Here is a 26,108-nt window from a genome sequence, read left to right on the forward strand (position 1 = left end):
CAACGAATTTATAGTTATCAAGGATAGGATAAATGAAATATTCAATCTCTCGACAATTTGAAAAAAACCGAGAACTTCAAGCCGACAATTTCGTATTGGTTTATCAAATGGGCAAAGTCGGCTCTTCGTCTATTGAGCACACGTTAGGTGAAAGAAAAATACCAAGTTACCACATCCATACCTTTGATGATCATGAAGAATTTCACATGTATCACAACAAAAAGGATGTAAGTAAGTTCTTTGATTTTAAAAATCGCACCATGTATCGCTTAGTCTTAAACAAGCGTAAACGCATCTTACAAAAACGCGAACGCATTAAAATCGTTACACTCGTTCGTGATCCTATCGCGACCGTTTTCTCTCGCTTTTTCCAAGACTTACATCTTCAGTTTATTGAAGGTAAGAAAAATGACGCGATTCATCGCGATATGGATGTGACCTACAAACACTTGGAGCATTGCTTCGATAACTACATCAACCTGAATTACTTCGCTAACTGGTTTGATAACGAACTTAAGCGCAACTTCAACATTGATGTGTTACGCCAAGAACTGGATAACACACAACCTTTCTATACGTTTAACAACGATCAAGCGAGCGTTATCTTGATCAAATGTGAGCAACTGAGCTCGCTCGATCAAGAGATTGGTGAGTTTCTTCAACTTGATGACTTCATACTTAAAAACAGTAATGAAGCAAAGAACAAGTGGTATTCCAACATCCACCAGTACTTCAAAGAACACTACGACTTTTCCAAGCTCTTTTACATGTATGACCTCCCTCTTTATCGCCATGTTTACTCAGAACAAGAGCGTGAAGCTTTCAAAAATAAGTGGAAGCAAACACCAGGGACGAAGTCAGCATGAAAAAAGTATTACACATTACCGAAGCCTTTGGTGGCGGGGTCCAAACCGCACTTTATAGCTACGTCCATTCGTCACGTTCTGAACCTTTTGAACACTCATTGCTCGCCCGTGCACGCTCAAATGACATGACGAACGAGTCCAATAATCATGTTTTCCAACATACGAAATGGGTCGAAGGTGGCTTATTGCAATTTATGAAAGATGCGAACGCGTTCATCAGTGAATTAAAGCCAGATATTGTTCATTTGCATTCTAGTAAAGCGGGCTTCTTAGGGCGCTTTTTAAAGATCGGCCATGCCCGTTTAATCTACACACCACATTGTTATGCGTTTGAGCGTGAAGATATCTCCGGTTTTGCTCGCTACGTATATAAGACGTTAGAAAAAGTCCAAATGAACAAGATTGATGTTGTCGCAGGTTGCAGTCAGCGTGAGTGCGATTTGGCTGTCAGCATTGGTGCAAAACGAGCAGAGTTGCTCAATAACTACGTCACTTATGAGAGTAACGAACGACCAAAAAGCGAAACGCTATCCAGCTTAAAACTTGTAGTGCTTGGCCGAGTCGCCCCACAAAAAGATCCGCAATTCCTGCTCGACACGTTAAGTCATATCAAACAATCCGACCTAACACGCGAGTTCGATATCACTTGGATTGGCGGAGGTGATACAGACCTCGAAGATCAGTTGCGTAGTCATGGGATAACAGTAACAGGGATGATTCCACGTAATGAAGTCGTGAGCTTACTGAAAAACTCAGATTTGTATTTGCATACCGCCGCTTGGGAAGGAATGCCACTCACCATCCTTGAAGCCGCAAAAATGCATTTACCTATGGTTATTCGTTCTATCGGCGCAACGAAAGACCTGAATTATCCGTTCTTAGCACAAAGTCCTCATGACATGGCGAAGCAGTTGACTCATTGCATCAACCATTACCATGAAATTGACTTTCATCCATACACGATTGGGCTCAACGAAGCGTTCAGTGAAGAGAAACAACGTTTAGCGTTAAACAGCATCTATAACTAAGGTTTTCTATGCTTCAATCTATTAGTCAAAAGCTCCAAAACTTACCAAGTGAAAAGAAGCAGTTCTTCTCACTCGGTGCCGCGACCGGGATAGTAAAAGCCCTCGCCGCTTTCTTCGCTTTCTTGCTCACCCTAGTAGTATCAAGATACTCTGACGCCAACACCGCGGGTCAGTTCTTTTATCTGTTTAACCTTGTTTCCTTAGTCGCCATTATTGCTCAATTGGGCTTCAACATTTCTCTGGTTAAGTTCAATGCCATTGCGTTTAAAAGCCAAAACAGGATCGAGCAAAGTAACAATTATCGGATTGCTTTAGTGCGCAGCCTTTTGTTCAGCTTTCTCGCATGTGCTCTTATTTACTTGGCGTTTATCACCTTCCCAAGCCAACTCAACACCACTAACGTATCTGATTTCTCACTTATATTCGCGCTTGCGGCTATTCCTCTTCTCGTGATCGGTCAAACCAACAGTCGAGTGCTACAAGCAAGCAAGAGAATGATTTCATCTCTTATCGCACTGCAATTGGGCGTCAGCTTTCTTATGGTGCTGTTGATTGTTGCTGCAAGGCCATCATTGTTGATCACCACAGATACATTGATGACGTTACTCTTAATTGCGGCAGCGATTGTTGCGTTACAGTCGACGCTTCAATGGGTTCGTTCTGGCGAATATCAGCATGGAAAAACGGGTGCAAACAGCGAACTCTCCTATTCAGCCAAACAAGTCTGGATTGGAAGTATCTTCACCAATCTAGTCCAGTGGGGAAGCTTAGTCATTGCAGGGTTCTTCATCTCAACTTCTGACCTTGGCTTACTTGCCGCAGCACAGAGGACATCATTGCTCATTGGCTTTGTCCTCATCACCATCAACTTCGTTGTCGCGCCTATGTTTGCCTCACTCTACAAAGAGGGCAAGATGGATCGATTACGTAATCTTAGCCGTCTTGCGTGCCGTGCAAATGTCGCAGCCGCAACCATTCCGGTGATTGTTTGTGTCTTGTTCCCTGAGTTTGTGATGCAGTTATTTGGCAAAGAGTTTGTCGCTGCTGCCCCACTCCTTATCGCACTATCTTTAGGGCAATTAATCAACGTGGCAACAGGCTCGGTTGGTTTCCTATTACTCATGAGCGGGCACGAAAAAACGATGAAGTACATCACTATCGTGTCTGGAGTTGTTTCTATCTTGCTGCTAATTGCTCTATCTCAATTCTATGGCGTTCTGGGTGCAGCTTGGGCCATCGCGATTGGCTTAGCGATTCAAAATCTAGCCGCGCTGTATTTTGTAAAACGTTACTTAGGCTTCTTTCCTGTGGGGTAAACATGACAAATACGATTGCAAGAGTGAGCTTTATTAGCGTACTGCTACTGACCGTGTCTCTATCACTTTGGAAGAGCTCAAACATCGACCATCACATGTATCAAAGCATGGAGAACTACGTCGGTGGTTCGAGCACGTTACACTTCACCTTTAGCCTATTGATTGGGTTTCTTTCGGTGTTTAATTTCCCTAAATGGGTGAAGGCAACAAAAGCAGATATGTTTGGCATTCGCCTGCTGATTATTCTGCTGTGTATTGTTTCTCTTGAAGAGTTTAGTCAGCTGTTTATCGAAACTCGCTCATTCAGTTTTGATGATTTAAGCACCAACTGGATAGGTATCATTTTGGGCTATTTCTGTGCCAGACTTATAAAACTCTTTGCTAATCAGTGATTTTTCCGGCGTACACACCGCTCTAAATCGACAAACTACACGCCTGTTCTCCACAGGCGTTATACTCTCTCTATCCTTTCTCCATTCTGTACAGCGCCTTGATTTTAAAAAGAACACTTTCTCGAATTGCATTCAAATCCGCTATTGCCTTAGTGGCTACGCTCTCGTGCCTAACACAAGTACAAGCACAGGAAGACAAACTCATCGTCATCAACAGTTATATCGACGATCTCTTCACATACAACAAAGCCATGGGCAGCTTCACTATTTTGGATAAAGGTAACGTGGTGTTGGACAAACAAACTGGTTACTCAAACCGTAAAGTTGGTTTATTAGCCAGCCGTGGTTATGTTCCTGCAGACAGCTCGAGCCCATACAAAGTGGCATCTATCTCCAAAACCATGACGGCTACCATGGTGATGCAGCTAATTGAAGCAAATAAGCTTAGTTTAGACACCAAACTGAACGACTTCTTTCCTGAGATTAGCAACGCTAAGAACATCAGTATCAGAGATTTGCTCCAACACCGCTCTGGGTTGGTGAACTTTATTGATGAACCCGACTTTCTGAGTTACTACACAAAACCTCAAACGCAAGCACAAATGATGGCGAGATTGGCAGCGCTACCCTCTAACTTTCCACCAGGAAGTCAATATGAATACTCAAACGCAAATTACCTTTTGCTAGGCTACATCATTGAAAAAGTCACGGGAAAGAGCTTTGACGAGGTACTCCGCGCTCAAATCACGCAACCATTGAACTTAACGCACACTCAGTATTGTCTTGATCTCAAGGCGTGCGATATTCACATTACTTCGTTTTATTACTGGAACAACGCATGGGTGGCAATCACACCACACTGGTCGCCAACTGTAACAGGTGCAGCGGCGAGTATTACGTCAACAACACTCGACGTTTCTCGGTTTATTCGGGCACTGTTCCAAGGTGAGTTGCTCCCGAAAGAAACAGTGCAAATGATGACGAAGGAGTATTTTGGTATTTACAGCCCTGAATACTCGCAACTGGAACGCTATGGACACGATGGCATCTTGGAAGGTTATCGCTCGTCAATGCTGTACTTCCCCAAACAAGATGTTGCGATAGTCATCTCAATCAACGGACTTCATGAAACCTATGACGATATTGTGAGAAACATTGTCAGTTTATACTTTGATGAGAAGGTTGAATTGCCAGATTATGACCGCCCAAACATGACAATGAATGAAGGGCAACTTAAGGCCTTCACTGGAACATACAAAGCCTTGAATGGCAAAAAGGTAGTAGAGGTGTTCATTGATGATGGGGCATTAAAAGCTCAGATGGTAGGTCAACCTTCATTTACTTTCATTCCAATGACGGAAAACGAGTTCGAGAACAAAGCTTTCGGCATCATTTTAACCTTCAGCCCTGTCAAAAATGAACAGGGAAAGACCAATAACGTTAAAGCGAAAAGTGGCAATCATACTGAGACCTACTACCGACTGCGCTCCTCGAAATAGCGACTCAGTGCAGGTTTCCTCGGTTAGCACTTTTTTGGATATTTTTCTTAGAGGGCGAGATATACTCTCGCCCTATTACATTAATATGAGCATTGGTTATGTCTTCACATCCAACTAAAATCACCTTCTTTGAATTCCTAACACCACTTATCACTGCGGGTAAAAAGACGATCACGATTCGTGATGAATCAGAGAGCCACTACGTGCCAAACACTGAAGTGGAAGTGTTCACCCTAGAAACAGACCGCAAGGTGTGTGACATCAAAATCCTATCAGTTGCACCACTGAAGTTTGATGACATCAACGAGTTCCACGCAGAACAAGAAGCGATTGAACTGCCAAAACTGAAAGAGCTTATACGCGAGATCTATCCGAATATCGATGAGCTGTATGTGATTGAATACGAACTGATCAAGTAAGAACCACAATTTACTAGACGACTGGTCTAATCGCTTTTATAGTATTGCTCATGAACGCAAAAACGAACGATACACGCCAACACATTCTCGATGTCGGCTACCAATTGGTAGTGACCAAAGGTTTTACGAGCGTTGGGCTCTCAGAACTTTTAAAGGTAGCGGATGTGCCTAAAGGCTCTTTCTACCATTACTTTAAGTCGAAAGAACAATTTGGTGAGGCATTGATTGAAGATTACTTCTCTCGCTACCTTAAGCTGATCACCGCCCACTTTACTGAAAGTGAAGGCTCTGGTTGCGACCGCCTTTTGAGCTATTTCGAACGCTGGATGGCGATTGAAAATGGCCAATGTAACGCCAACAAATGCTTAGTCGTGAAGTTGAGTGCTGAAGTCTCTGATCTTTCAGAAGCAATGCGCGTAAAACTGGCTTCGGGTGCTACTCAAGTGGTAAAAGCCATCGAAGATTGTGTCCAAGCGGGCATTGAAGACGGCTCTATCCAAGTTGAGTCAGCAGAACAAACCGCCCACTTGATTTACCATCAATGGATTGGCGCAAGCTTACTCAACAAACTGTATCAGGATCGTTCCGGTTTAATGCGTAGCTTTGAGAGCACTCAAAGTATGCTAAAAGGCAAATAACGAACCACACTTAATCCGCCTTATCTTTACCCAAAAAGTACGGCGGATTTTTTAGGAATCAAAACTAGACGACTGGTCTAATAATTAATATAGGAACTTACCATGACCCAAACGCTCAACCGTCAAATCGTATTGGCTAACCGTCCAAAAGGTTCGCCAGTCCCAGAGAACTTCCGTTTAGAACAGGCTGCCATCCCTACCCCGAGTGAAGGTGAAGTGCTTTTACGTAGCGTGTACCTGTCTCTTGACCCATATATGCGCGGTCGTATGAATGAAGGCAAATCCTACGCTGATCCGGTAGAGCTAAACGATGTGATGGTTGGCGGAACCGTTTGTCAGGTGGTGGAATCGAAGAACTCTGACTTCCAAACTGGCGAATGGGTGGTAGCTTACACAGGCTGGCAAGATTACGCGCTATCTAACGGCGAAGGTCTGTTTAAATTAGGCAGCGAGCCGACGCATCCGTCTTATGCGCTTGGTGTTCTTGGTATGCCTGGCTTTACCGCTTATGTGGGTTTATTGGAAATTGGTCAGCCTAAAGCTGGCGATACCCTAGTTGTCGCAGCTGCAACTGGTGCGGTGGGCTCTATGGTTGGTCAAATCGGTAAGCTAAAAGGTTGTCGTGTAATCGGTGTCGCAGGCGGTGCAGAGAAGTGTCAGTACGCAAAAGAGACCCTAGGCTTTGATGAATGTCTTGACCACACCGCAGATGACTTTGCACAGCAACTAGCAGCAACATGCGACAAAGGTATCGATGTCTACTTTGAAAACGTAGGCGGTAAAGTCTTTGACGCGGTATTGCCTCTGCTTAATGTCGGCGCTCGCGTACCACTTTGTGGTTTGATTTCTCAATACAACGCGACAGCGTTACCAGAAGGTCCAGATCGTATGTCGATGCTGATGGGTAACATTCTGGTTAAACGCATCAAGATGCAAGGCTTCATCATTTTTGACCACTACGAGCAAAGCTACACAAACTTCGTCAAAGATGTAAGCCAATGGCTAGCAGAAGGCAAAATCCACTATCGCGAACATCTAGTAGAAGGTTTAGAAAACGCGCCAGAGGCATTCATCGGTCTACTGGAAGGCAAAAACTTCGGCAAACTTGTTATTCAAACCAATCAACCTGTATAAGAAAGGATTCTTCTATGATTAAACTGCATCATTTAAATCAGTCTCGCTCAAAACGCATCATTTGGTTGTTAGAAGAATTGGGAGTGGACTACGAGATCGTGCCCTACCTTCGTGACAGCGTCACTTTTCTTGCGCCACCTGAGCTCAAGAGCATTCATCCACTCGGCAAGTCGCCTGTATTGGAGGATGGCGATGAGATCGTTACCGAGTCTGGTGCTATCACTGAATACTTAATTGAAAAGTATGCAGATGGACGTTTTGCACCAGTGCGTGGCAGCAAAGCTTACACGCAGTACATTCAATGGCTGCATTTTGCAGAGAGCTCAGCCATGGTTCCCCTGCTGCTCAAAATGTTTGTTGCTAAAGATGGCGCACAGACCAATTTCCTTGCGGACTACGCCGATGCGGAAACCATGAAAGTCATGGGCTACGTTGATCAAAGCCTAGAAGGGAAAACCTACTTTGTAGAAGAGCGACTAACAGGCGCGGATTTCATGATGTCTTTTGTCGTCGATGTCCTAAACAAGTTTGGCGTCATTGAGCGCTTCCCAAACATCCAACGTTATGGTGCACAGCTCGCGACTCATCCTGCGTTTACTAAAGCAGAAGAACTTGAAGTGAAATTCAGTTAATCGAGTTGAGACCTTCTCAAACCGTTGAGAATTTCTGTCTATTTCGGGAATCTTTGAAATAGACAGAAATCATTCACACCAAACATGCCTGAATACCATTTACAATCCATACGACAAATAATGTTAATTGACATAAAGCCATTAATTAACAAGCACTTAAAGCATAGGTGATACCTATCACACTGATTGCTAATAACAGTTTTTTTCTTCTCAATTGCAGCGTTATTCTCCTCGCATAACTTTCGGATTCATCCAAAAGACAAGATTTATTATCACTATTGCAAGGAAATTCAAATGAGCAAGAAATTGACTACAGCAGCAGGTTGCCCTGTCGCACATAACCAAAACGTTATGACTGCAGGTCCTCGTGGCCCTCAACTATTACAAGACGTTTGGTTCCTTGAAAAATTGGCACACTTTGACCGCGAAGTGATCCCAGAGCGTCGTATGCACGCAAAAGGTTCTGGTGCTTACGGTACGTTCACAGTAACGCACGACATCACAAAATACACTCGTGCTAAGATCTTCTCTGACATCGGCAAAAAAACAGAACTATTCGCTCGCTTCACTACTGTAGCTGGTGAGCGTGGTGCAGCAGACGCAGAACGCGACATCCGTGGTTTCGCACTAAAATTCTACACTGAAGAAGGTAACTGGGACTTGGTTGGTAACAACACACCAGTATTTTTCCTACGTGACCCACTAAAATTCCCAGACCTAAACCACGCAGTAAAACGCGACCCTCGCACTAACATGCGTAGCTCTACCAACAACTGGGATTTCTGGACATCACTACCAGAAGCCTTCCACCAAGTGACTATCGTAATGAGTGACCGTGGTATTCCAGCTTCTTACCGTCATATGCATGGTTTTGGTAGCCACACATTCAGCTTCATCAACGCAGAAAACGAGCGTTACTGGGTGAAATTCCACTTCAAAACTCAGCAAGGCATCAAAAACCTAACTGACCAAGAAGCAGAAGCAATCGTAGGTAAAGACCGCGAAAGCCACCACCGTGACCTTTACGAAGCGATTGAGCGTCAAGACTTCCCTAAATGGAAAATGTACGTACAGATCATGCCTGAGTTAGAAGCGGATGAAGTCAACTTCAACCCATTCGACCTAACACGTGTATGGTCTCAAAAAGACTACCCACTGATCCCAGTTGGTGAGTTCGAACTGAACCGTAACCCAGAAAACTTCTACGCAGAAGTTGAGCAATCAGCGTTCAACCCAGCAGCAGTAGTACCTGGTATCGGCTTCTCTCCAGATAAGATGCTACAAGGTCGTCTGTTCGCTTACGGCGATGCTCAGCGTTACCGTCTAGGTGTGAACCATCATCAAATCCCAGTGAACGCGCCTCGTTGCCCTGTTCACAGCTACCACCGCGATGGTGCTATGCGCGTTGATGGCAACTTTGGTTCAACACTAGGTTACGAGCCAAACTACAAGCAAGAATGGGCAGAGCAACCAGATTACTCTGAGCCACCTCTACGCATCAATGGCAACGCTGATCACTACGATCACCGTGTAGACGAAGACTACTTCAGCCAAGCGGGTGACCTATTCCGTCTGATGAACGAAGAGCAACGTCAAACTCTGTTCGACAACACAGCTCGCGCAATGGACGGTGTGCCAGAGTTCATCCAACAGCGCCACGTTCAACACGCATACCAAGCGGACGAAGCGTACGGCAAAGGTCTTGAGATTGCGCTAGGCTTAAACAAGTAAGCGAACGCGGTAATCATCACACTGTGTGATTAAAAGACATAAAAAAGGAGGTGCTCTACAGCACCTCCTGATTTCAAATCACTAATCCTTAATTACTAGCCACAAACCATGCTCAAGGAGATTCATTATGATTAACTTAGATTTCTTTAAGCTCTTTGATACCAAAGAACTGTTTATCTATTACTGATTTATCAACTACTGATTTTTAGCGACCGCTTTGATCAGTACTGATGTATCCATGCGACCTAAACCATCACGTTGAAGGTCTGCGTATTGCTCATCCACTTTCTTAGTCAGTGGAAGCTCTAGACCCACTCGCTCTGCTTCTTGCAGGCAGAAACCCAAGTCTTTGCGCATCCAATCAATAGCGAAGCCAAAATCGAACTTATCTTCCGCCATGGTATTTGCGCGGTTTTCCATCTGCCATGAACCTGCAGCGCCATGCTTCAGCGTTTCTACAACTTGAGCGATGTCCAAGCCTGATTTTTGTGCCAGCAACAAAGCTTCACTCAGCCCTTGTAAAACGCCACCAATACAGATTTGGTTTACCATCTTACAGCGTTGACCCTGACCGTTTTCACCCAGTAGTGTCATCTGCTTCGCGTACACATCCATCGCTGGAGACACACGATCAAAAATGCTTTGTTCACCACCACACATGATGGTTAGAACACCATTTTCTGCGCCCGCTTGACCACCAGAAACTGGCGCATCAATGAAGTGATTGCCGTACTTAACACACGCTTCAGCCAGCTCAACAGCTAGGTCTGCAGAAGTCGTCGTGTGGTCCACTAGCACTGCATCCGCTTTCAAGCCAACCAGAATGCCTTCTTCACCGTAAACAACGCTACGGACGTCATCATCATTACCCACACAGGTAAAAACAATGTCACAGCCTTCTGCCGATTCACGTGGTGTTTCACAAGCCACGCCTTGGTATTCTTCAGCCCATTTGTCGGCTTTAGCTTTTGTGCGGTTGTATACTTTGGTTTCAAAGCCCGCTTTACTTAGGTAACCAGCCATTGGGTATCCCATCACACCCAGACCAATAAATGCTACTCTTAGTTTTTCCATTGCAAGCCTCCTTGAATTCGAAATAAGTGACGTTTTAAAACTATTACTATTTGAAACAGTTAATATTTGAAACATGTTACTAAAGATTTCAGAACATTACTTGCAATAATTTCGTCTTAAATAAGCGCAACAAACTCAATTAAAGGCGAAGCCACCAAAAGTGATAATAAAAGCGTCACAATGGAGGGAATCGCATCTTTCCAAGTATCAAAACGAAAATGGAAAAACATCGCACCAACTGAGGTGAAAACAATAAAACTTGCACCTATCGCACTTAACAAGTTGTTCGTCGATAACAAGCCAATTAACATCAAAATTGCACCCGTCACCTCAACCAGTCCAACCAGAAACATAGCGGCACGGTTCAGTCCATATTTATGAAAAAAAGCGAGCTGTGGCTCAAAAATCGGCTTCACCCAACCGATGATTTTGATCGAACTGGCAAACAAGAAAAACGCGATTAACAACCCTTGTATCAACACCATAATTTTAACTCCCGAACAGATGATGGAAGTATTAAAGCATTCCACTTGAAACTTAAGGAAGGTAATATTTAGCTACTTATCATTCCAAACAGGAATGCATCATGGATAAATTTGATTGTTTGAAAGTCTTTTCTCGTGTCGCTCAGTTAGGTTCATTTACTGCCGCGGCTAACGAACTCAATACCACTCAGAGTGCGGTAAGCAAGAAGATCGCTTGGCTTGAGAGTGAAGTCGGCATCACCTTGTTTCATCGTCATGCTCGCGCTATCAGCTTAACTTCTGGTGGAAAGCAATATCTCGAGCTGGCGCAGACACTCACAGAACAAATGGATTCCTTCGAGTCACAGCTTAGACAGGAGCAAGCGTCAGTCTCTGGCGAGCTCAGGCTTTCAGTGCCGAGTGCGTTTAGCGTTCGCTTGTTATCTGCGCCACTGAATGAGTTTCTCAACCAACATCCGGAGCTTAGCGTTGATGTGTCGGTTTCGGACAAGTTTGTCGATTTAGTTGAAGGCAATGTTGATATCGCGATTCGTGCCGCCTACCTAAAAGACTCGGGTTTAAAAGCGCGTTGGTTGATGGATAACGAATTAGTTTACTTCGCGTCTCCCAGCTACCTCGACAAGCATAAACCTATTCATACCGCTAACGATTTGAGCAAACATCTTTGCTTAACCTACTCACTCTCCAATCCGTCTAACTTGTGGCGTTTCAGCGATGGTGATGAAGCCATTAAAATCAAAGTGAAAGAGCAAGTTCGAAGTGATAGTCCTGAGATGTTGGTGCAAATGGCGAAGCTTGGGCAAGGTATCGCTGCAATGCCAAAATGGATGGTAGAACAAGAGCTTAATAACGGTGAGTTAATTCAAGTACTAACGCAATATCAATCAGTTAAGCTACCAATGTACTTGGTTTACAAAGATAGTGAGTACCAACCTCAGCGCATTCGCACTTTCATTGATTTCTTGGTTAAGCACTTTTCGCAGGGATAAAAAAAGCTCCATCAAAAATGATGGAGCTAACTAGCAGATAGCCTCAGTTAGGGGCTACATACTTAAGGGATTCTTTTCGCCTGCAACAGAGCCGCAGCATTGAGCATCGCGTCTTTAGTGCTGACATCCAGCACCTTCATTTTTCTGAATCGTTCTGGCTCTTTGATGGCGACATCGTGAGCGAAGATGACAAACCTCGCCTTGGCGATATCTTTGTCAGTGATTCGGTTAATGATGCCGTTCGCACCTTGCGTTTCGACCTTGATCTTAATGCCTAACGCACAGGCGGCTTTCTCTAATGACTTCGCCGCTAAGAAGGTATGTGCCACACCTGATGGACAAGATGTCACGGCAAGAATGTCTGCTTCGCCCTCGCCTTGCACAGACGTATAAGCTTGAGATTGTCCAATCGGACTGTCGTCTTCTGTGACGGTCTTCTTAAGCGCAATAACAATCAATGCTGTGGTAAACGAGCCTGCGATTGTGCCGACAATGTAGCCAATCTTGCCATCTACAACAGGCAGTACAATCCAACCGCCCCACGGAGCATGGTTAATCACATGGAACATAAAACCAATCACGTTACCGACTATGCCACCAGCAACAATCGCAGGCAGTACGCGAGCAGGGTCACCGGCAGCAAACGGAATCGCCCCTTCACTGATGCCAATCATGCCCATGATGCCCGCGGCTTTACCGGCCTCACGCTCATCACGTTTAAACTTACTTGGCGACAAGAAGGTCGCTAACGCCATGCCCAGAGGCGGGGTACAAATCGCGATACCGACGCCACCCATTAACCACGGCTGAGTATTCACTTGAGTCTGAGCAAACAAAGTCGCCACTTTGTTGATAGGGCCGCCCATGTCAAACGCAGTCATTGCGCCTAGTACGGTGCCCAACATCACTTTACCTGAGCCCGCCATACCCGTGAGCACATCGTTCATGGTCGTCATTGCGCTAGCGATAGGTGAACCAATCACCCACATCACTGCGCCACAGGTGACAAACGTACCAACCAGTGGGTAGATAAAGATCGAGCCGAGCGAACTCATGCTGTCCGGCAATTGAATCTTCTTCAGTAGCCAAACCACAAAGCCGGCGAAGAATCCGACCACAATCGCGCCCAAGAAGCCGGTGTTGTAGTGACTAACCGCAATCCATGAGCCAATCATACCCGGAGCCAGACCCGGTTTATCCGCTATCGAATAGGCAATGTAACCACCCAATACCGCGGTAAACAACGTCAAGCCAGCTATCCCCATCTCAGCGATATCTGCCAGAATCCCCTCTTCCGGAACACCGCCATGGCCTGAAATCATCACAGACAAAGACAACAACACGCCGCCCGCGACAATAAACGGAATCATATGAGAAGTGCCAAACAGCAAGTGTTCTTTCATTCTGCCGAGCTTCTGCGCCCAAGGGCTGAGTGGCTCAGACGCAAACTCTAAAGGATCGATACCAGAGTCATTCGCGTTTGATTGAATATCAGTAAGTAGCTCGCGCGCTTCCTCCACCGACTCCGCCGCTTTTAACTTATTGACGAAACCATCTTCAATGATTTTGGTGGAAATTTGTGCCAAGACTTCGATGTGGTGGTGGTCATCCCCATCCGGAGAAGCCAGCATAAAAAATACGTCAGACAGTTCGCCATCATCAGCGCCGTAATCAATCCCTTTTCGGCTGATGCCCACTGCGACTGCGGGTTTAGCGACTGCATTGCTTTTGGCGTGAGGAATGGCAATACCCTCGTCAAAGCCGGTATTGCCAATCTCTTCTCGTTTCCAAATGTCCGCCAAGAACTGACTTTTGCTAGTGAGCTTGCCCGCCGCGTCCAACAATTCGACGAGCTCTTTGAGCGCTTCATCTTTGGTTTGAGCCTGCAAATCCAAGCAAATGGTTTCCGGCTCAATAAGGTTTAATATGTCCATTGTTTGTACCTTGCAATGTTCACGCTCGTGAGTCATGAGTTATTTGTTCCATCTATGACTGTGTACAGAGTAACCAACACTTTCTGTTTTCAATACAGGATAAAAAGTGCATTAACTGGATTAATGTAACATAAGATTTAAACTGTGATAGAGCTCTTGCGATTATCTGCTTTAAATCCATCCTTTCGTCGACCACTATGCTAAAATCCACAAAAAATAAAATGGATAGAACATGAAAATCGTAGCGGTGACAGCGTGCCCTACAGGCATCGCTCATACTTATATGGCGGCAGATGCTCTAATGAAAGCTGCGCCTAAGCATAACGTACAAATTAAGGTCGAGACGCAAGGTGCGATGGGTATTGAGAATCAGCTCACTCCCCACGACATTGCACAAGCGGATCGTGTTTTAATTGTGTCCGATATTGAGATTGAACAGCCAGCCCGCTTTGAAGGCACCAACAAAGTCCAAATCCCAATTGAAGATGTGTTACTCAATGTCGATAAAGTGTTCCTAGTGCACTGTCGATGATACGCTGTGCTGATGAACGAATACCAAATCACCTTTTTGTCGACGATATTAATGCCAGTGCTCACGTAGCGCAGCCCCTCAATCGCGTCGCCAAAAAGTTCAAAAGCACGATACACATCATCAACATAACCCAAAACCGCATCGCTGAACTCACCAAGTCAGTCGCGGTTTTACAGGTCGGCTTGCAGCAAGGCGACCTGTGTCAAATCACTGCTATCGGTATTGATGCCGAGCTTGCCTGTTTCGTTATCAAAGACATCATTGCTGAGAACTTTACCGTTGTGGGTTCCCACATTAATTACGAGTTCTCAAGCCAACTTGCAGAGCGACTTCCCCAGATTTGCCCACCGTGTGAAATCCAATGGCATTACGCCAAAGCGCACACTGAGCTCACCAAATTTGAGTGCTTGAAAGGGCTAGCGCAGCTTATTCATCCGATTCACCCAGACGAACTCATTCTCGCCTTTATCAAACGCGAAGAACGATCTTCGACCGCAGTAACACCGGGCGTTGCCCTGCCCCATGTTATGTTCGAAGGTGTAGACCACATTTCTGTCGCGGTTATCGCTAACGAGATTCCGATGGATTGGGCATCCAAAATGGGTGAAGTGCATCTTGCTATAGCACTAGTAATGCCAGCGAAACCCACACGCGAGCACATCATCGCGGCAACCAACTTAACCCGTAACCTGCTGACCGACCAAATGGCTGAGCGTTTACTGCTAACAAAAAGCAGCGTCGACTTGCAGGCGCTTCTGATGTACGCCATGTCGAGGCTGCTTGCTTAGGGTCTGTTCTAGATTGAACCGCGATATTCCGTCGGCGTTCTGCCCGTGCGGTTCTTAAAGACTCGGCAGAAGTAGTTCACATCTTTAAATCCACAGCGCACCGATACCTCATTCAACTTAAAGTTGTATTTCTTGAGCATAAACTTCGCGCGATCTACTCGAACCCACGTAATGTAATCGGCTAGCGTCATATGACCTTGTTGACGGAACAAACGCGACAAATGGTTAGAAGAGATGCTGAACCTCGACGCAATACTGTCACGCGTAATTGGGCGGTGGAAGTTCTCTTGGATGTAGATACAAATGCCCTGATACAGATCTTGTACTCGGCTATGCGCCTGCGTCTCTATAGGTGCATCTAACATCGACTTAGCGTATTGCAACAAGGCTTGCAGCAACAACTCATCCATTGGCTTCTTATTACACTCACGAGCCAATGAACTCAGCGCTTCCAAGATATTATCAATCGCAAATCCAGAACGAGTTTGAATACTGTGTTTTTGAATATCGTAAAAGCTCGCTTCCCCTTTACGTTTGGACACGAGACTCAAACCCAATTGACGGCGACCAAAGAGAATACTTAATACCGAGCAATCTGTATCCCAGTCAGGTTTATTCCAACAGTTAGGCGGAATAAATATCGCATCACCAGTTTTCGCCACGATATGCGTCACTTTGCGATCATGACTTTCCATTTCATTAATATATTCACCAGACAAGACCAATTCTAATCGAGGGAAGTTAACCTGATAGCTAAATTCAGGTGGTGTATGAAAATCACCAGCAAACCATATATTGTGGAATGGTTCTCGCTCGTTTAATACTGATGAAATCAAATCATGAAAAATCATTTTACGTACTCTTAAACACGCATCCATGATGCTATACCTATAGATATACACCCTACTGGATTTTTGTGCTATTGAGCAAAATCACACTTCCATTTTAAGGTTACAAAAATCCAGTTAACGCATCAATTATCCAGTCTATCAAATCATCAACAAAGCCTTTAAACCCTTATATATGGGAGCAATAACACATTTTACTTATGGTTCACCGACTTCCACATAATGTCACAGATATGCAGTAAGTTTATCCAGTAGACGATCTGCATCACACTCTAGTCGGGCGGTTACAATCGTCCAGTAAATGCATTTTTTCTTCACTACTGTCTCTGCTTGGTTAATTTCAAAATACCCCTGAAATAAAAATTATATTTATAGGGGTTCGACAATGATCACCAAACTAATAAATGAAGACTTGATTAAGCTTGATCTTCATGCGACTTCAAAAGAAGACGTATTTAAAGAACTGGTTGCAGTTCTACACGCCCAAGGTCGTATTTCAGACCAAGAGCAATTTCTTGCAGATATAAAAGCACGTGAAGAATTAGGTAACACCGGATTTGAGGATGGCGTTGCTATCCCACACGCGAAAAGTGCCGCGGTTCTTGAACCAGCGGTTGTGATCGGCGTAAGCAAATCAGGTATCGAATACGGTGCGGAAGACGGTTTGCCTTCAAAACTGTTCTTCATGATCGCTTCTCCAGACGGTGGCGATAACCACCATATCGAAGTTCTTGCAGAGCTATCTTCAAAACTGATTGAAGATGGTTTCATTGATGCATTCTTAGGTGCAGCAAACAGCCAAGACGCACTGGCACTTCTACTTGCTAAAGAAGAGCCTCAAGCAGTGACAGACGCACCAGCAAACCAAGGCTTCATCATTGGTGTTACTGGTTGTCCTGCGGGCGTTGCGCACACTTACCTAGCGGCAGAAGCACTAGAGAAAGGTGCAGCGGCGATGGGTTACGAAATCAAGGTTGAAACGAACGGTTCAATCGGTGTGAAAAACAGCCCAACCGCAGAAGAAATCGAGCGTGCAGACGCAATCATCGTGGCATGTGACAAGCAAGTCGACATGAACCGCTTTGCTGGCAAACGCGTGGTAAAAACCAACGTAAAAGCCCCTATCCGCGATGCTCAAGGTCTAATTAACGAAGCGTTAAGCGCTCCAGAATACCAAGCAGAAGCAAGCAGCAATGCACAAGCGTCTGTTGCAAACAAAGCCTCTCAGGCTCGCTCTGACCTGTACCGCTACTTGATGAACGGCGTATCACACATGATCCCATTCGTTGTAACGGGTGGTCTGTTGATTGCACTTGCTCTTGCAGTCGGTGGTCAGCCAAGTGAAGCGGGTATGGCTATTCCTGAAGGCAGCATGTGGAACCAAATCCTCAACGTAGGTGTGGTTGCCTTTACGCTGATGATCCCAATCCTAGCTGGTTACATTGCTTACGCGATTGCTGACCGTCCTGCTCTAGCTCCTGGCTTGATCGGTGGTTGGATTGCAAACAACGGTTCTTTCTACGGCGCAGACGCTGGTACAGGCTTTATCGGTGCCATCATCGCTGGTCTGCTTGTGGGTTACTTCGTGAAGTGGATTACGTCGATTAACTACCACAAATTCATTCAACCTTTAGTGCCAATCATGATTGCGCCAATCACAGGTTCGCTATTCATCGCTGGTCTTTTCATCTTCGTTATCGGCGCGCCAATCGCAAGCCTAATGGACGGTCTGACTGCGCTACTAACAAGCATGAGTACAGGTAACGTCGTTCTACTAGGCATCGTACTTGGTGGTATGGCTGGCTTCGATATGGGTGGTCCATTCAACAAGGTCGCGTTCCTATTCTCTGTGGGCATGATTGCGAGTGGTCAAACTCAATTTATGGGTGCGATGGCGTGTGCAATTCCTGTTGCACCTCTAGGCATGGCACTGGCAACGGCGCTTGGTCGTAAGTTCGACCTGTTCGAAGAATCAGAAACTGAAGCGGGCAAAGCAGCAGGCGCTATGGGTCTGGTTGGTATCTCTGAAGGTGCGATTCCATTCGCAGCGCAAGATCCAATGTCAGTGATTCCAGCAAACGTACTTGGCTCAATGGTAGCAGCAGTAATGGCGTTCTCATTCGGCATTACCAATAGTGTTGCTCACGGCGGTCCAGTTGTCGCTCTACTTGGCGCGATGAACCACCCAGTACTTGCTCTGATTTGTATGGCAGCTGGCGCAGTGGTTACCGCAGTAACGTGTGTAACTCTGAAGAAAGTTCGCAAAGCAAAAATGATGCAAGCAGCCGCTTAATCACCCCTACCCCCAAATGGCTCCTATGGCTTGGGCAATGTCGCCCAAGCCATGATTTTCTCTCATGGTGACACTCTATGTCTGATTTAACGATGTCCGATACACAAACGATTCAAACTCAAGCTAAGCATCCGATGTTTTTCCTGATGAACAACGTGATTCAAAACTACGCTTGGGGCAGTACTACTTCTGTTAACCAACTGTTTGGCATTGAAAACCCAACGGGCGAACCACAAGCAGAAGTATGGATGGGCGCGCATCCAAACGGTTGCTCATTGGTGATGGTAAACGGTGAAGGGACCAAACTGTCTTCACTGATTGCTCAAGACATGAATGCCTTTCTGAGTGAAGAAGTCACAAACCGTTTTGGTGAACTTCCATACCTGTTTAAAGTGCTTGCCGCTGAGAAAGCACTGTCGATTCAGGTTCACCCAAACAAACAACAAGCAGAGCTAGGCTTTGCACTGGAAGAAAAACAAGGCATTCCCCTAACTGCTGCAAACCGTAACTACAAAGATCCAAACCACAAACCTGAGTTGGTTTACGCGCTAACCGAATACCAAGCGATGAATGGCTTCCGCCCAACAAGTGAAATCATCAGCTTCTTCTCTGAGCTGGCGATTCCTGAGCTGCAAGGCTTGGTGGATGATCTAATCGCAAACCAAACACCAACGGGCTTGGCGACGTTCTTCTCGGGTCTACTGTCACTAGAGGGCGAACAGAAAGAGATGGCGTTGACAGTGCTATTGGCTCAAGCTCGCATCACCGACTTACCTCTGTTCAACCTTATTCTTGAACTAGAGAAGCAATACCCTGGCGATATTGGTTTGTTTGCACCACTGATGCTTAATGTTATTACCCTACAACCGGGCGATGCCATGTTCTTAGATGCAGAAACGCCACACGCTTACTTGAAAGGTACAGGTCTTGAGATCATGGCGAACTCAGACAACGTACTACGCGCAGGTCTGACACCAAAATACATGGATGTGAAAGAGCTCGTTGCGTGTACACGCTTCAACGAGAAGCCATTCGATAGCCTATTGCTTGCACCGAATGAAATCGACGATATGTTGGAATACCCAATTCCTGTGGACGATTTCAAATTCGCTATCGTTAAGCAAGCTCACCAGCGTACTCTAGAAGTTCAAACCGCTGAGATCCTTATGCCTCTGGATACCAAACTTGTGCTCACTCACGCAAACGGCGAAACATGCGTAGTTGAAAAAGGACAATCCGTTTTCATTCCGGCTTACGCAAAACAGGTTACTTTGGATTGTGAAGGTCGTGTTGCGCGCGCTTACAGCTAATCGTTATTGTTAATAGTACGGCATTAAAAGCAACGCCTCGCCACTCGCGGGGCGTTTTGCTTTTAACCCTAGTAAAGCAATGGTTAATTAAGCACTATAGTCTTGATCCAAAACAGAAACATTTCCCTACAAAACCAAGAAACTGTGTAAGACTTATTGAGTAGCCCTGTTGATAAAGGTGGCAAGATGACTCATAGAAACGCTCGCTCTCTTCATGCCATTATCGGCGCACTCGTCGGTGATGCAGCATCTCTCGGATTTCATTGGCTTTACGATCAAGAACTCATCACGCAGTTTGGTTCTCCGCATCCCGAATTTCATCAACCTAACCGAACTGAATACCATGACAAAGGTTATTTTGCCCACGGTAGCAAGCAAGTCGGTGACCTCACCCACTATGGCGCGCAGCTTGTTGCCATGCTAGACGCTCTGGTTCAAACCGGACACTATGACGAGGCGCGTTACATTCGATCCTTTCGAGAATGGTTTGATTTTGGTGGTAAATGGCAGGGCTATACAGACAAACCGACAAAGCAAACACTGCTCAACATTCATGAGTTAGAAGCCAAAGAGCTACGCGTAACGCAATGTGGGGCTGACGACACGCAAAACCCTGCATTATCTAAGCTTCCGCCTTTGGTGGCTTTTCATTCCGATGATGACAAACTCGCTAAACTGGTCGATTCCGCCGTGCGGGTTACCAATAACAACGACACCGCAGTTATGTATGCCCAAGCTGTCGCAGTGATGATTCAGATGGCATTGCAAGGCGCTGCGCCCAAAGCGTGTGTAATGGCAGCTCAGACGGTTTCTCCAAAGATTGCTAACGATATTCAACGTGCAGAAGCGATGAGCGGCAGAACCGCCACCAGCGTTGCGGAGTCCGTTGGAATGCATTGCGGTTTAGACGCTTCGTTTGTGGTGATTTGTCATTTGTTGATGAACTCAGAAAGCTACGAAACTACCATGCGTGAGAACATTTACTGTGGCGGCGATTCAAGTGGACGAGCTATACCGCTAGGTGCCATTCTTGGGGCAAGTTACTACGACACACCAATGTCGATTCCAAATCACTGGATGGATAAAACCGCGCTTCCTCGTCGTTTATTGCAGTGTTTATAAAAGAAGGGGATGTTGCAGGTTCAGGGCAAAAAAAAGAGGCCCATGAGAGCCTCTTGCTATGCATTACTCGGTGGGTACTGCCACTGAGCGGAACTTGAAAAGCTTCTTAGGTGCTTTGGTTAACAAAATGCCAAACATAAGAGGTAGCATTAAGATAATCGACTGCTCTGAAAGCATTTCTCCATTAATAAACGCGGATAGGAATAACGCTACCAAAGGGAAAATCAGAAAACAAATCGAAGCTTGAAACGGTGTCGAAACCTGACCAAGTTTAAAGTAAGCCACAATACCGCCAACACTTGCCACAAAGCCAAGATAAACCACCGCTAGGACTGAGTCGTAAGTAAATGCCGCGACATCAACTTGCTCACATACTGCCGATAAAGCGAATAGTAGCAGAGACGCAATAAAGCAAGGCACCGCGTTATAGGTCAACACCTGAATGTCCTTGCAGTACTTTTGAACTAACACATACATTACCGCATGCATCGCCACCGCAAGCGCTAACGACAGCGTACCTAGTAAGTAATCTTCCCCACCCAGTTGCATCTCGTTGCCCAAAATTAGACAAAGACTTACCACTGCCGTCAACAAGCCAAACACTTGGTGACGCGCCAAACGCAGCCCCAAAAACAGGCCAGACATTAGCATCACCACAACCGGCATGTTGGCAAAAATAATCGATGCAAGACCCGACGAGATGTATTGCTCTCCGTAAATCATCAGCGTAAACGGCATCGCAAAGTACAAAACAGCCACGATAAAAATCCAATGACGTTTACCCTTTGGGAACATCAAAGGTTGTTTGAATGCTTTTGCCATCACAAACAGCAAAGGTGCAGCAAGGAAAAAACGCATACCTGTGGCAAGAACAGGAGGAATAGAGTGCAATGCGACTTCCATTGCGAACCATGTGGTTCCCCAGATCAAACACACAGACAAAAAGAGCAAAAATATAAAAGACTTTGAATTCATGACGACGACTTACTTAAATTATTTAATATTCACTGGCTTGTATCACCAGATTTACGTGTCACATTCTAAAGTCTTCCCTCGAGAAACATTTTGCTATTTGTAGGGTTCTTTACCTGCCAACTAAAATAATTTTCCACACATAAAATAAAATGCAGAAATAATTTCTACAATATAAAGACATGGCAATATCATTATTTTGTTTGTGGTTTTTTATCTCGTTTAAAATATGGGGGTGAGCACGGCACGAAAGAGCACTTGAGCCAAAGACGTACACTTTTTGGCGACCGTACTAACCATTCCATCACCCTAAAGGTTTAGTTGTGTGATGGCAGATAGCGAATATAAAACCAATTGTATATATAGTAACTCCTGCAATCCTTAACGCTCTGACTGAGCTTCGCCCTAGCCTGAGCCAATGCAGGCTAGGGTATTTTTTTAGGGTTCGCACAGACAAACAAAGCTGCCAGAGAGTCTCAGCAAAGTTAAAAATGCACCAGTCATCAACTGGTGCATAAAGCGAAAGGTTGAATACTGACTAATCTAAAAGACTATAGAGATTCAAAGCCAACACTAGCTTCCGTGTAGCCTTTTCTTTCAGAGTTGTAGTCGATAGCAACATTCAGGTGACCTGATAGTTCACCTTCTGCGGCATAAACTGGGCAAGTCGCAACATGCGAAAGGTACGTTGCCTCTGTCGGCTTCATAAAGTAGTAAATCTGTTGCAAGTCACACTCACCAACGCTCTTACCAGATGACTGAAGGCTTGCTCTTTGCTGATGAAAGTTAGGAGCAGCGTCTAGAAGGTAGCTCGGTGTTAGCGTGTAGATATGAGTCTGATAGATATCGGTAAACTCATTGCCCGCTTTGTACATTTGGCTGCTCATATCGTAAACGACGTTTAAGTGCCAATAAGCAATTTCGGATTCATCCGTAACTTGCGCACCAGGTTTTGAGTACATACAAGTAATCTGGCTGTGTGGGGTTTCCATATCTTGATCAGCCATGTGGCCTTTCTTGATAGACTGGATACCACAACGATGCAGCGTAAAACCAGACGACGCCATGCGATCACGGACTTGATGAGCAGATTCAAACTTTGTATGCACTCCCTCAGGCGTGCTACTGGTGATATCAACTGAGTTGTTGGCATGAGCTTGTAGGCTAATACCAGCGATGAAGACGACTGCAACTTTTATATTTTTCATAGTAATGTTCTATTCTCCTCGTTAGATTCGAGAGGGAAACTAACTCACCAAACAAATATGAAACAAATTTAATATAGAAATTTGTGATATTAGATCCATATATCAGGGTTAAACTCACCTAAAAAACGGATAAAATCCTTTTTATTCATATAATTAACAGCAAATCAACTCAGTAAAAGCCTGTTTTATTCCCCCTTCTAGAACGAACGCTTGCCAAATGAGCTTAAACTTTATTTTGTTTTCATAGTCTGCTTCGAATGTAAAACAACCAAAGAAGAGAGTGCCTATGGACCTTAACTTGTTAAAAACGTTTGATGCAGTAATGAAGTCAAAAAGTGTCAATGATGCCGCAACCGCTTTAAACATCACCGCACCAGCGGTAAGTCACGCGCTCAACAAGTTAAGAGATCAATACCAAGATCCCCTCTTTGTTCGTCAAGGCAGAGGTATCGTCCCGACGAATTTTGCGATTGAGTTACACGCGGAAATCAAAGAGCCTTTGAGTCTATTGATCAACGGTTCAAAATCTCGTCAAGAGTTCACGCCAGAAACCAGCCAACGCACGTTTCGAATCTCTAGCCATAAAGATATCGATTTGATGCTCGTACCGGCCTTGGCGAAATATAAATCCCAACATGCACCATTGGTGTCTATCGAAGCGGATGTGGAACACTTAAATGAGCAAGATCGCCATGATGATTTAAGACGCCGACGCGTAGATGTAATACTGGCCACCGTACCTCTTAACGACCATGGCTACCACAACGAATTGCTGTTTGAGCAAGAGCTCATGGTGGCAGTAAGCCAATCGCACCCCCGAATTAAAAGCCCCCTAACCTATGACGACTTTATGCGTGAAGCCCATGTAACTTGGCGAACGCAGCGATTAAATACCAACGCCTTAGATTCTTTGATCATCGAAGACACCTTGCCACCAAGACAAGTCGCCTACTCCACAGGCTCCAGCATGACAGCGCTTCAATTGGTGTCACAAACCGATTGGATATGCGTCACATCACGTTGGTTTGCAGATAACTTAGCAATCAAACTCGGCTTGAATGCTTATCCTCTCCCGTTTGAAGCTAACAAGGTGCCAATTTATATGACTTGGCACCAATCACAAAGAAACGACAAAGGGCATGAATGGCTTAGAAATGCACTGAGACAAGCAGTCGCTCAATCGATTAAATAACGGATGACCAATAAAAAATACCAATAGCAAAAGGGCAAAGCGTGTTGCTCTGCCCTTGTTGTCATTAGCCTTCAAATAACCAGTTTTGCCAGCTTTGCATTCTCAGAATCACTTTTCGTACAATGCTGAACATTTCCCATTTCGGTGAGTAGACGGCAACGTGCGCATCGGTACCAGATGGCAGCGGCATGTCTTTTACCAAATCGGGATTATCCAACGCCACTTTGACCAAGATTCGCCCACCCGCAGGGATCTGCTCTGGGTATTTCATGTTACCCGATGGCGATACCGCGCCTTGTGCAAAAATATCGTTCACTTGTGTCACGTGCGCTTTATATGCATGGCCGGGAATCGTATTGAAGGTGACTTCTGCCGGATACCCCACTTTCACATAACGTGCTGGCGCTTGTTTAAATGCTGCAAACAACTGCTTGTCTTCCTTGTGAACGAAGGTCAGGTTACCTTGGAAAGGAACAATGCGACTCTTCATTCCTGGACGCAAAGCCACTTGAGTGACATAACCATCCGTCGGAGCAGTTACCGTGGTTTTACTCAAATCAAACTGCGCAATCTCAAGCTCTGATTGGTATTTGCTTTGATTGGCTTTTTGCTCCAACAATTGGCTCTCAATGTTGTCTATTTTCTCTTGAGAGGAATAACCCTTGCTGCCGAGTTTTTTGTATCTCGTTAATTCAGCTTGGTAAAAATCAATCGCTGATTCAGTACGTTTAATATCCCCTTGAATGCGGTTCACTTTGTCTTTAAACGGCGTATCGTCAATTTGGTAAAGTGGGTCACCCGCTTTCACTTGCTGATTGCCTTGCACAAATACGTGAGTAACCATGCCCTCCACTTGAGAAGTGATCGGCGTAGTCACGCTATACAGACGCGCCATTCGAGAAACTGGTTGATACATCGCCATATAGAGAAAAATCCAACCCACAATGAACATACCAATGACCGACGCAGTGGTGAGTGTCCATTTGGTTTTAGGCACGCGAAAGACTCGAAATACAACCACGCACAGCGCGACGTAACTTAAGATGATCAGTGTTTCCATTATTCGCCCTCTCTCGCTTGTTCAAGTTGATTTATACGGGCCAACAACTTCTCGTAATCTTGTTGCGATACTGATGGCTTTGCTCCTAGCCAGTTCTGCTTTTCTCCGTCGTACATGGTCGCCCATATCCAAAGGAACGGCCACATCACATGAAGGAAGAACAAACTCACCCAACCCGCGACATGAATGGCATCGGCATGAGGGTGGTTCCGCTTTTTTGCAATTTCATAAGGAATATCGTGCAGGGCAATCAATCCAAAAATCAGAATCAACAGCACTATAAATAAGATCGCCAGAGAGGCGTAATCCAAGGTTAAATTCATTGTGGAAGCTCCTAGTTTAAGACGTTCTAGGCATTTAAAAATTCTAGGTGATGCTAAAACGTAACTGAGTGATGACTTTCCTTAAGCTTGTCGCTCCGTCGCAATGAAGAAATAGTAGGATGAGGCTTCCATCAGGACTATTGATTCCTGTTTAAATGACAGTTTAGTGATATTTAATTGTCTATAAAATCATCAAGTTAGACTTAGATACTCATTCAAGATTTGAATAGGTAGACAGAAAAAAAGCGATACCAAGATTGATATCGCTTTGGAAAAGGTTGCAAGACCAGTAAATATTCCGAAAAAATCGATTGGCCCCCTCC

Annotated in this window: 24 protein-coding genes and 1 pseudogene; 17 read left to right on the forward strand and 8 right to left on the reverse strand. The window is 45.1% G+C overall.

From position 1 onward, the window contains the following. The first annotated feature begins 32 nt into the window (after positions 1-32). The 10 genes from KJB05_RS25405 (at position 33) to KJB05_RS25450 (ending at position 9,655) form a co-directional block, all read left to right on the forward strand. Positions 33-866, forward strand: a complete 834-nt coding sequence (locus KJB05_RS25405; protein WP_208444275.1) for a putative capsular polysaccharide synthesis family protein — start codon at positions 33-35, stop codon at positions 864-866. Further along, the gene (locus KJB05_RS25410; protein ID WP_208444276.1) at positions 863-1,894 is read left to right on the forward strand and encodes a glycosyltransferase; all 1,032 of its coding nucleotides are present in this window, start codon (positions 863-865) and stop codon (positions 1,892-1,894) included. The genes KJB05_RS25405 and KJB05_RS25410 overlap by 4 nt, the downstream gene beginning before the upstream one ends. A gap of 8 nt (positions 1,895-1,902) precedes the next feature. Beyond that, positions 1,903-3,210 (forward strand): polysaccharide biosynthesis C-terminal domain-containing protein, encoded by a 1,308-nt coding sequence (locus tag KJB05_RS25415; protein ID WP_208444277.1) that lies wholly within the window; start codon positions 1,903-1,905, stop codon positions 3,208-3,210. Between the two features lie 2 nt (positions 3,211-3,212). Beyond that, positions 3,213-3,602 carry a VanZ family protein gene (locus tag KJB05_RS25420; protein WP_208444278.1) on the forward strand — a complete coding sequence of 130 codons (390 nt, stop codon included), beginning with the start codon at positions 3,213-3,215 and terminating at the stop codon, positions 3,600-3,602. Positions 3,603-3,700: 98 nt separating this feature from the next. Continuing rightward, the gene (locus KJB05_RS25425) at positions 3,701-5,101 is read left to right on the forward strand and encodes a serine hydrolase domain-containing protein (protein WP_208444279.1); all 1,401 of its coding nucleotides are present in this window, start codon (positions 3,701-3,703) and stop codon (positions 5,099-5,101) included. 98 nt (positions 5,102-5,199) lie between these two features. Next, entirely contained in the window at positions 5,200-5,520 is a 321-nt protein-coding gene (gene yqfB / locus KJB05_RS25430) for a N(4)-acetylcytidine aminohydrolase (protein ID WP_005432046.1), read from the forward strand. A gap of 50 nt (positions 5,521-5,570) precedes the next feature. Beyond that, positions 5,571-6,158 carry a TetR/AcrR family transcriptional regulator gene (locus tag KJB05_RS25435; RefSeq protein ID WP_208444280.1) on the forward strand — a complete coding sequence of 196 codons (588 nt, stop codon included), beginning with the start codon at positions 5,571-5,573 and terminating at the stop codon, positions 6,156-6,158. 102 nt (positions 6,159-6,260) lie between these two features. Then, positions 6,261-7,292: an NADP-dependent oxidoreductase gene (locus KJB05_RS25440; protein ID WP_208444281.1), complete on the forward strand. Its 1,032-nt coding sequence runs from the start codon at positions 6,261-6,263 to the stop codon at positions 7,290-7,292. Between the two features lie 14 nt (positions 7,293-7,306). Next, positions 7,307-7,924 carry a glutathione S-transferase family protein gene (locus tag KJB05_RS25445; RefSeq protein WP_208444282.1) on the forward strand — a complete coding sequence of 206 codons (618 nt, stop codon included), beginning with the start codon at positions 7,307-7,309 and terminating at the stop codon, positions 7,922-7,924. A 294-nt stretch (positions 7,925-8,218) separates the two neighbouring features. Continuing rightward, positions 8,219-9,655 (forward strand): catalase, encoded by a 1,437-nt coding sequence (locus tag KJB05_RS25450; RefSeq protein ID WP_033006406.1) that lies wholly within the window; start codon positions 8,219-8,221, stop codon positions 9,653-9,655. 195 nt (positions 9,656-9,850) lie between these two features. Here KJB05_RS25450 and KJB05_RS25455 read toward each other — a convergent pair whose 3' ends face one another. Together KJB05_RS25455 and KJB05_RS25460 are read right to left on the reverse strand one after the other, a co-directional pair. Beyond that, positions 9,851-10,729 carry an NAD(P)-dependent oxidoreductase gene (locus KJB05_RS25455; protein WP_208444283.1) on the reverse strand — a complete coding sequence of 293 codons (879 nt, stop codon included), beginning with the start codon at positions 10,727-10,729 and terminating at the stop codon, positions 9,851-9,853. A 116-nt stretch (positions 10,730-10,845) separates the two neighbouring features. After that, complete coding sequence (locus KJB05_RS25460; RefSeq protein WP_042600115.1) at positions 10,846-11,214, reverse strand: DoxX family protein; 369 nt, start codon at positions 11,212-11,214, stop codon at positions 10,846-10,848. A 101-nt stretch (positions 11,215-11,315) separates the two neighbouring features. Between KJB05_RS25460 and KJB05_RS25465 the strand changes: the two genes are divergently transcribed. Further along, positions 11,316-12,203: a LysR family transcriptional regulator gene (locus tag KJB05_RS25465; RefSeq protein WP_208444284.1), complete on the forward strand. Its 888-nt coding sequence runs from the start codon at positions 11,316-11,318 to the stop codon at positions 12,201-12,203. A gap of 62 nt (positions 12,204-12,265) precedes the next feature. Here the strand turns inward: KJB05_RS25465 and KJB05_RS25470 are convergent, their stop codons facing one another. Continuing rightward, positions 12,266-14,137, reverse strand: coding sequence for a fructose-specific PTS transporter subunit EIIC (locus tag KJB05_RS25470; RefSeq protein ID WP_208444285.1), 1,872 nt, complete (start codon positions 14,135-14,137; stop codon positions 12,266-12,268). A gap of 232 nt (positions 14,138-14,369) precedes the next feature. Here KJB05_RS25470 and KJB05_RS25475 point away from each other — a divergent pair, with 232 nt between their 5' ends. Further along, positions 14,370-14,669 (forward strand): PTS fructose transporter subunit IIB, encoded by a 300-nt coding sequence (locus KJB05_RS25475; protein ID WP_005441202.1) that lies wholly within the window; start codon positions 14,370-14,372, stop codon positions 14,667-14,669. A gap of 12 nt (positions 14,670-14,681) precedes the next feature. Then, positions 14,682-15,457, forward strand: a pseudogene (locus KJB05_RS25480) (PTS sugar transporter subunit IIA). 8 nt (positions 15,458-15,465) lie between these two features. Here KJB05_RS25480 and KJB05_RS25485 read toward each other — a convergent pair. Then, positions 15,466-16,308: an AraC family transcriptional regulator gene (locus KJB05_RS25485; RefSeq protein WP_005451367.1), complete on the reverse strand. Its 843-nt coding sequence runs from the start codon at positions 16,306-16,308 to the stop codon at positions 15,466-15,468. A gap of 382 nt (positions 16,309-16,690) precedes the next feature. On the opposite strand from KJB05_RS25485, the gene KJB05_RS25490 reads away from it, so the two are divergent. The 3 genes from KJB05_RS25490 (at position 16,691) to KJB05_RS25500 (ending at position 21,030) form a co-directional block, all read left to right on the forward strand. Continuing rightward, positions 16,691-18,598: a fructose-specific PTS transporter subunit EIIC gene (locus KJB05_RS25490; protein WP_208444286.1), complete on the forward strand. Its 1,908-nt coding sequence runs from the start codon at positions 16,691-16,693 to the stop codon at positions 18,596-18,598. 77 nt (positions 18,599-18,675) lie between these two features. After that, positions 18,676-19,908, forward strand: coding sequence for a mannose-6-phosphate isomerase, class I (gene manA / locus KJB05_RS25495; RefSeq protein ID WP_208444287.1), 1,233 nt, complete (start codon positions 18,676-18,678; stop codon positions 19,906-19,908). A 186-nt stretch (positions 19,909-20,094) separates the two neighbouring features. After that, positions 20,095-21,030, forward strand: a complete 936-nt coding sequence (locus KJB05_RS25500) for an ADP-ribosylglycohydrolase family protein (RefSeq protein WP_208444288.1) — start codon at positions 20,095-20,097, stop codon at positions 21,028-21,030. Positions 21,031-21,093: 63 nt separating this feature from the next. Here KJB05_RS25500 and KJB05_RS25505 read toward each other — a convergent pair whose 3' ends face one another. Both KJB05_RS25505 and KJB05_RS25510 read right to left on the reverse strand, forming a co-directional pair. Beyond that, positions 21,094-22,005 carry a DMT family transporter gene (locus KJB05_RS25505; protein WP_208444289.1) on the reverse strand — a complete coding sequence of 304 codons (912 nt, stop codon included), beginning with the start codon at positions 22,003-22,005 and terminating at the stop codon, positions 21,094-21,096. Positions 22,006-22,553: 548 nt separating this feature from the next. Then, the gene (locus KJB05_RS25510; protein ID WP_208444290.1) at positions 22,554-23,210 is read right to left on the reverse strand and encodes a hypothetical protein; all 657 of its coding nucleotides are present in this window, start codon (positions 23,208-23,210) and stop codon (positions 22,554-22,556) included. A 286-nt stretch (positions 23,211-23,496) separates the two neighbouring features. Between KJB05_RS25510 and KJB05_RS25515 the strand changes: the two genes are divergently transcribed. Further along, complete coding sequence (locus tag KJB05_RS25515; protein ID WP_208444291.1) at positions 23,497-24,402, forward strand: LysR family transcriptional regulator; 906 nt, start codon at positions 23,497-23,499, stop codon at positions 24,400-24,402. A 64-nt stretch (positions 24,403-24,466) separates the two neighbouring features. Here the strand turns inward: KJB05_RS25515 and KJB05_RS25520 are convergent, their stop codons facing one another. Both KJB05_RS25520 and KJB05_RS25525 read right to left on the reverse strand, forming a co-directional pair. Continuing rightward, on the reverse strand, positions 24,467-25,462 hold the full coding sequence (locus KJB05_RS25520) for an efflux RND transporter periplasmic adaptor subunit (RefSeq protein WP_050905618.1): 996 nt from the start codon (positions 25,460-25,462) through the stop codon (positions 24,467-24,469). After that, on the reverse strand, positions 25,462-25,785 hold the full coding sequence (locus KJB05_RS25525; protein ID WP_045370665.1) for a DUF3302 domain-containing protein: 324 nt from the start codon (positions 25,783-25,785) through the stop codon (positions 25,462-25,464). The genes KJB05_RS25520 and KJB05_RS25525 overlap by 1 nt, the downstream gene beginning before the upstream one ends. Positions 25,786-26,108 lie beyond the last annotated feature (323 nt).

Origin of the sequence: Vibrio sp. B1ASS3, from assembly GCF_905175355.1 — a bacterium.
Taxonomy (GTDB): Bacteria; Pseudomonadota; Gammaproteobacteria; order Enterobacterales; family Vibrionaceae; genus Vibrio; species Vibrio owensii.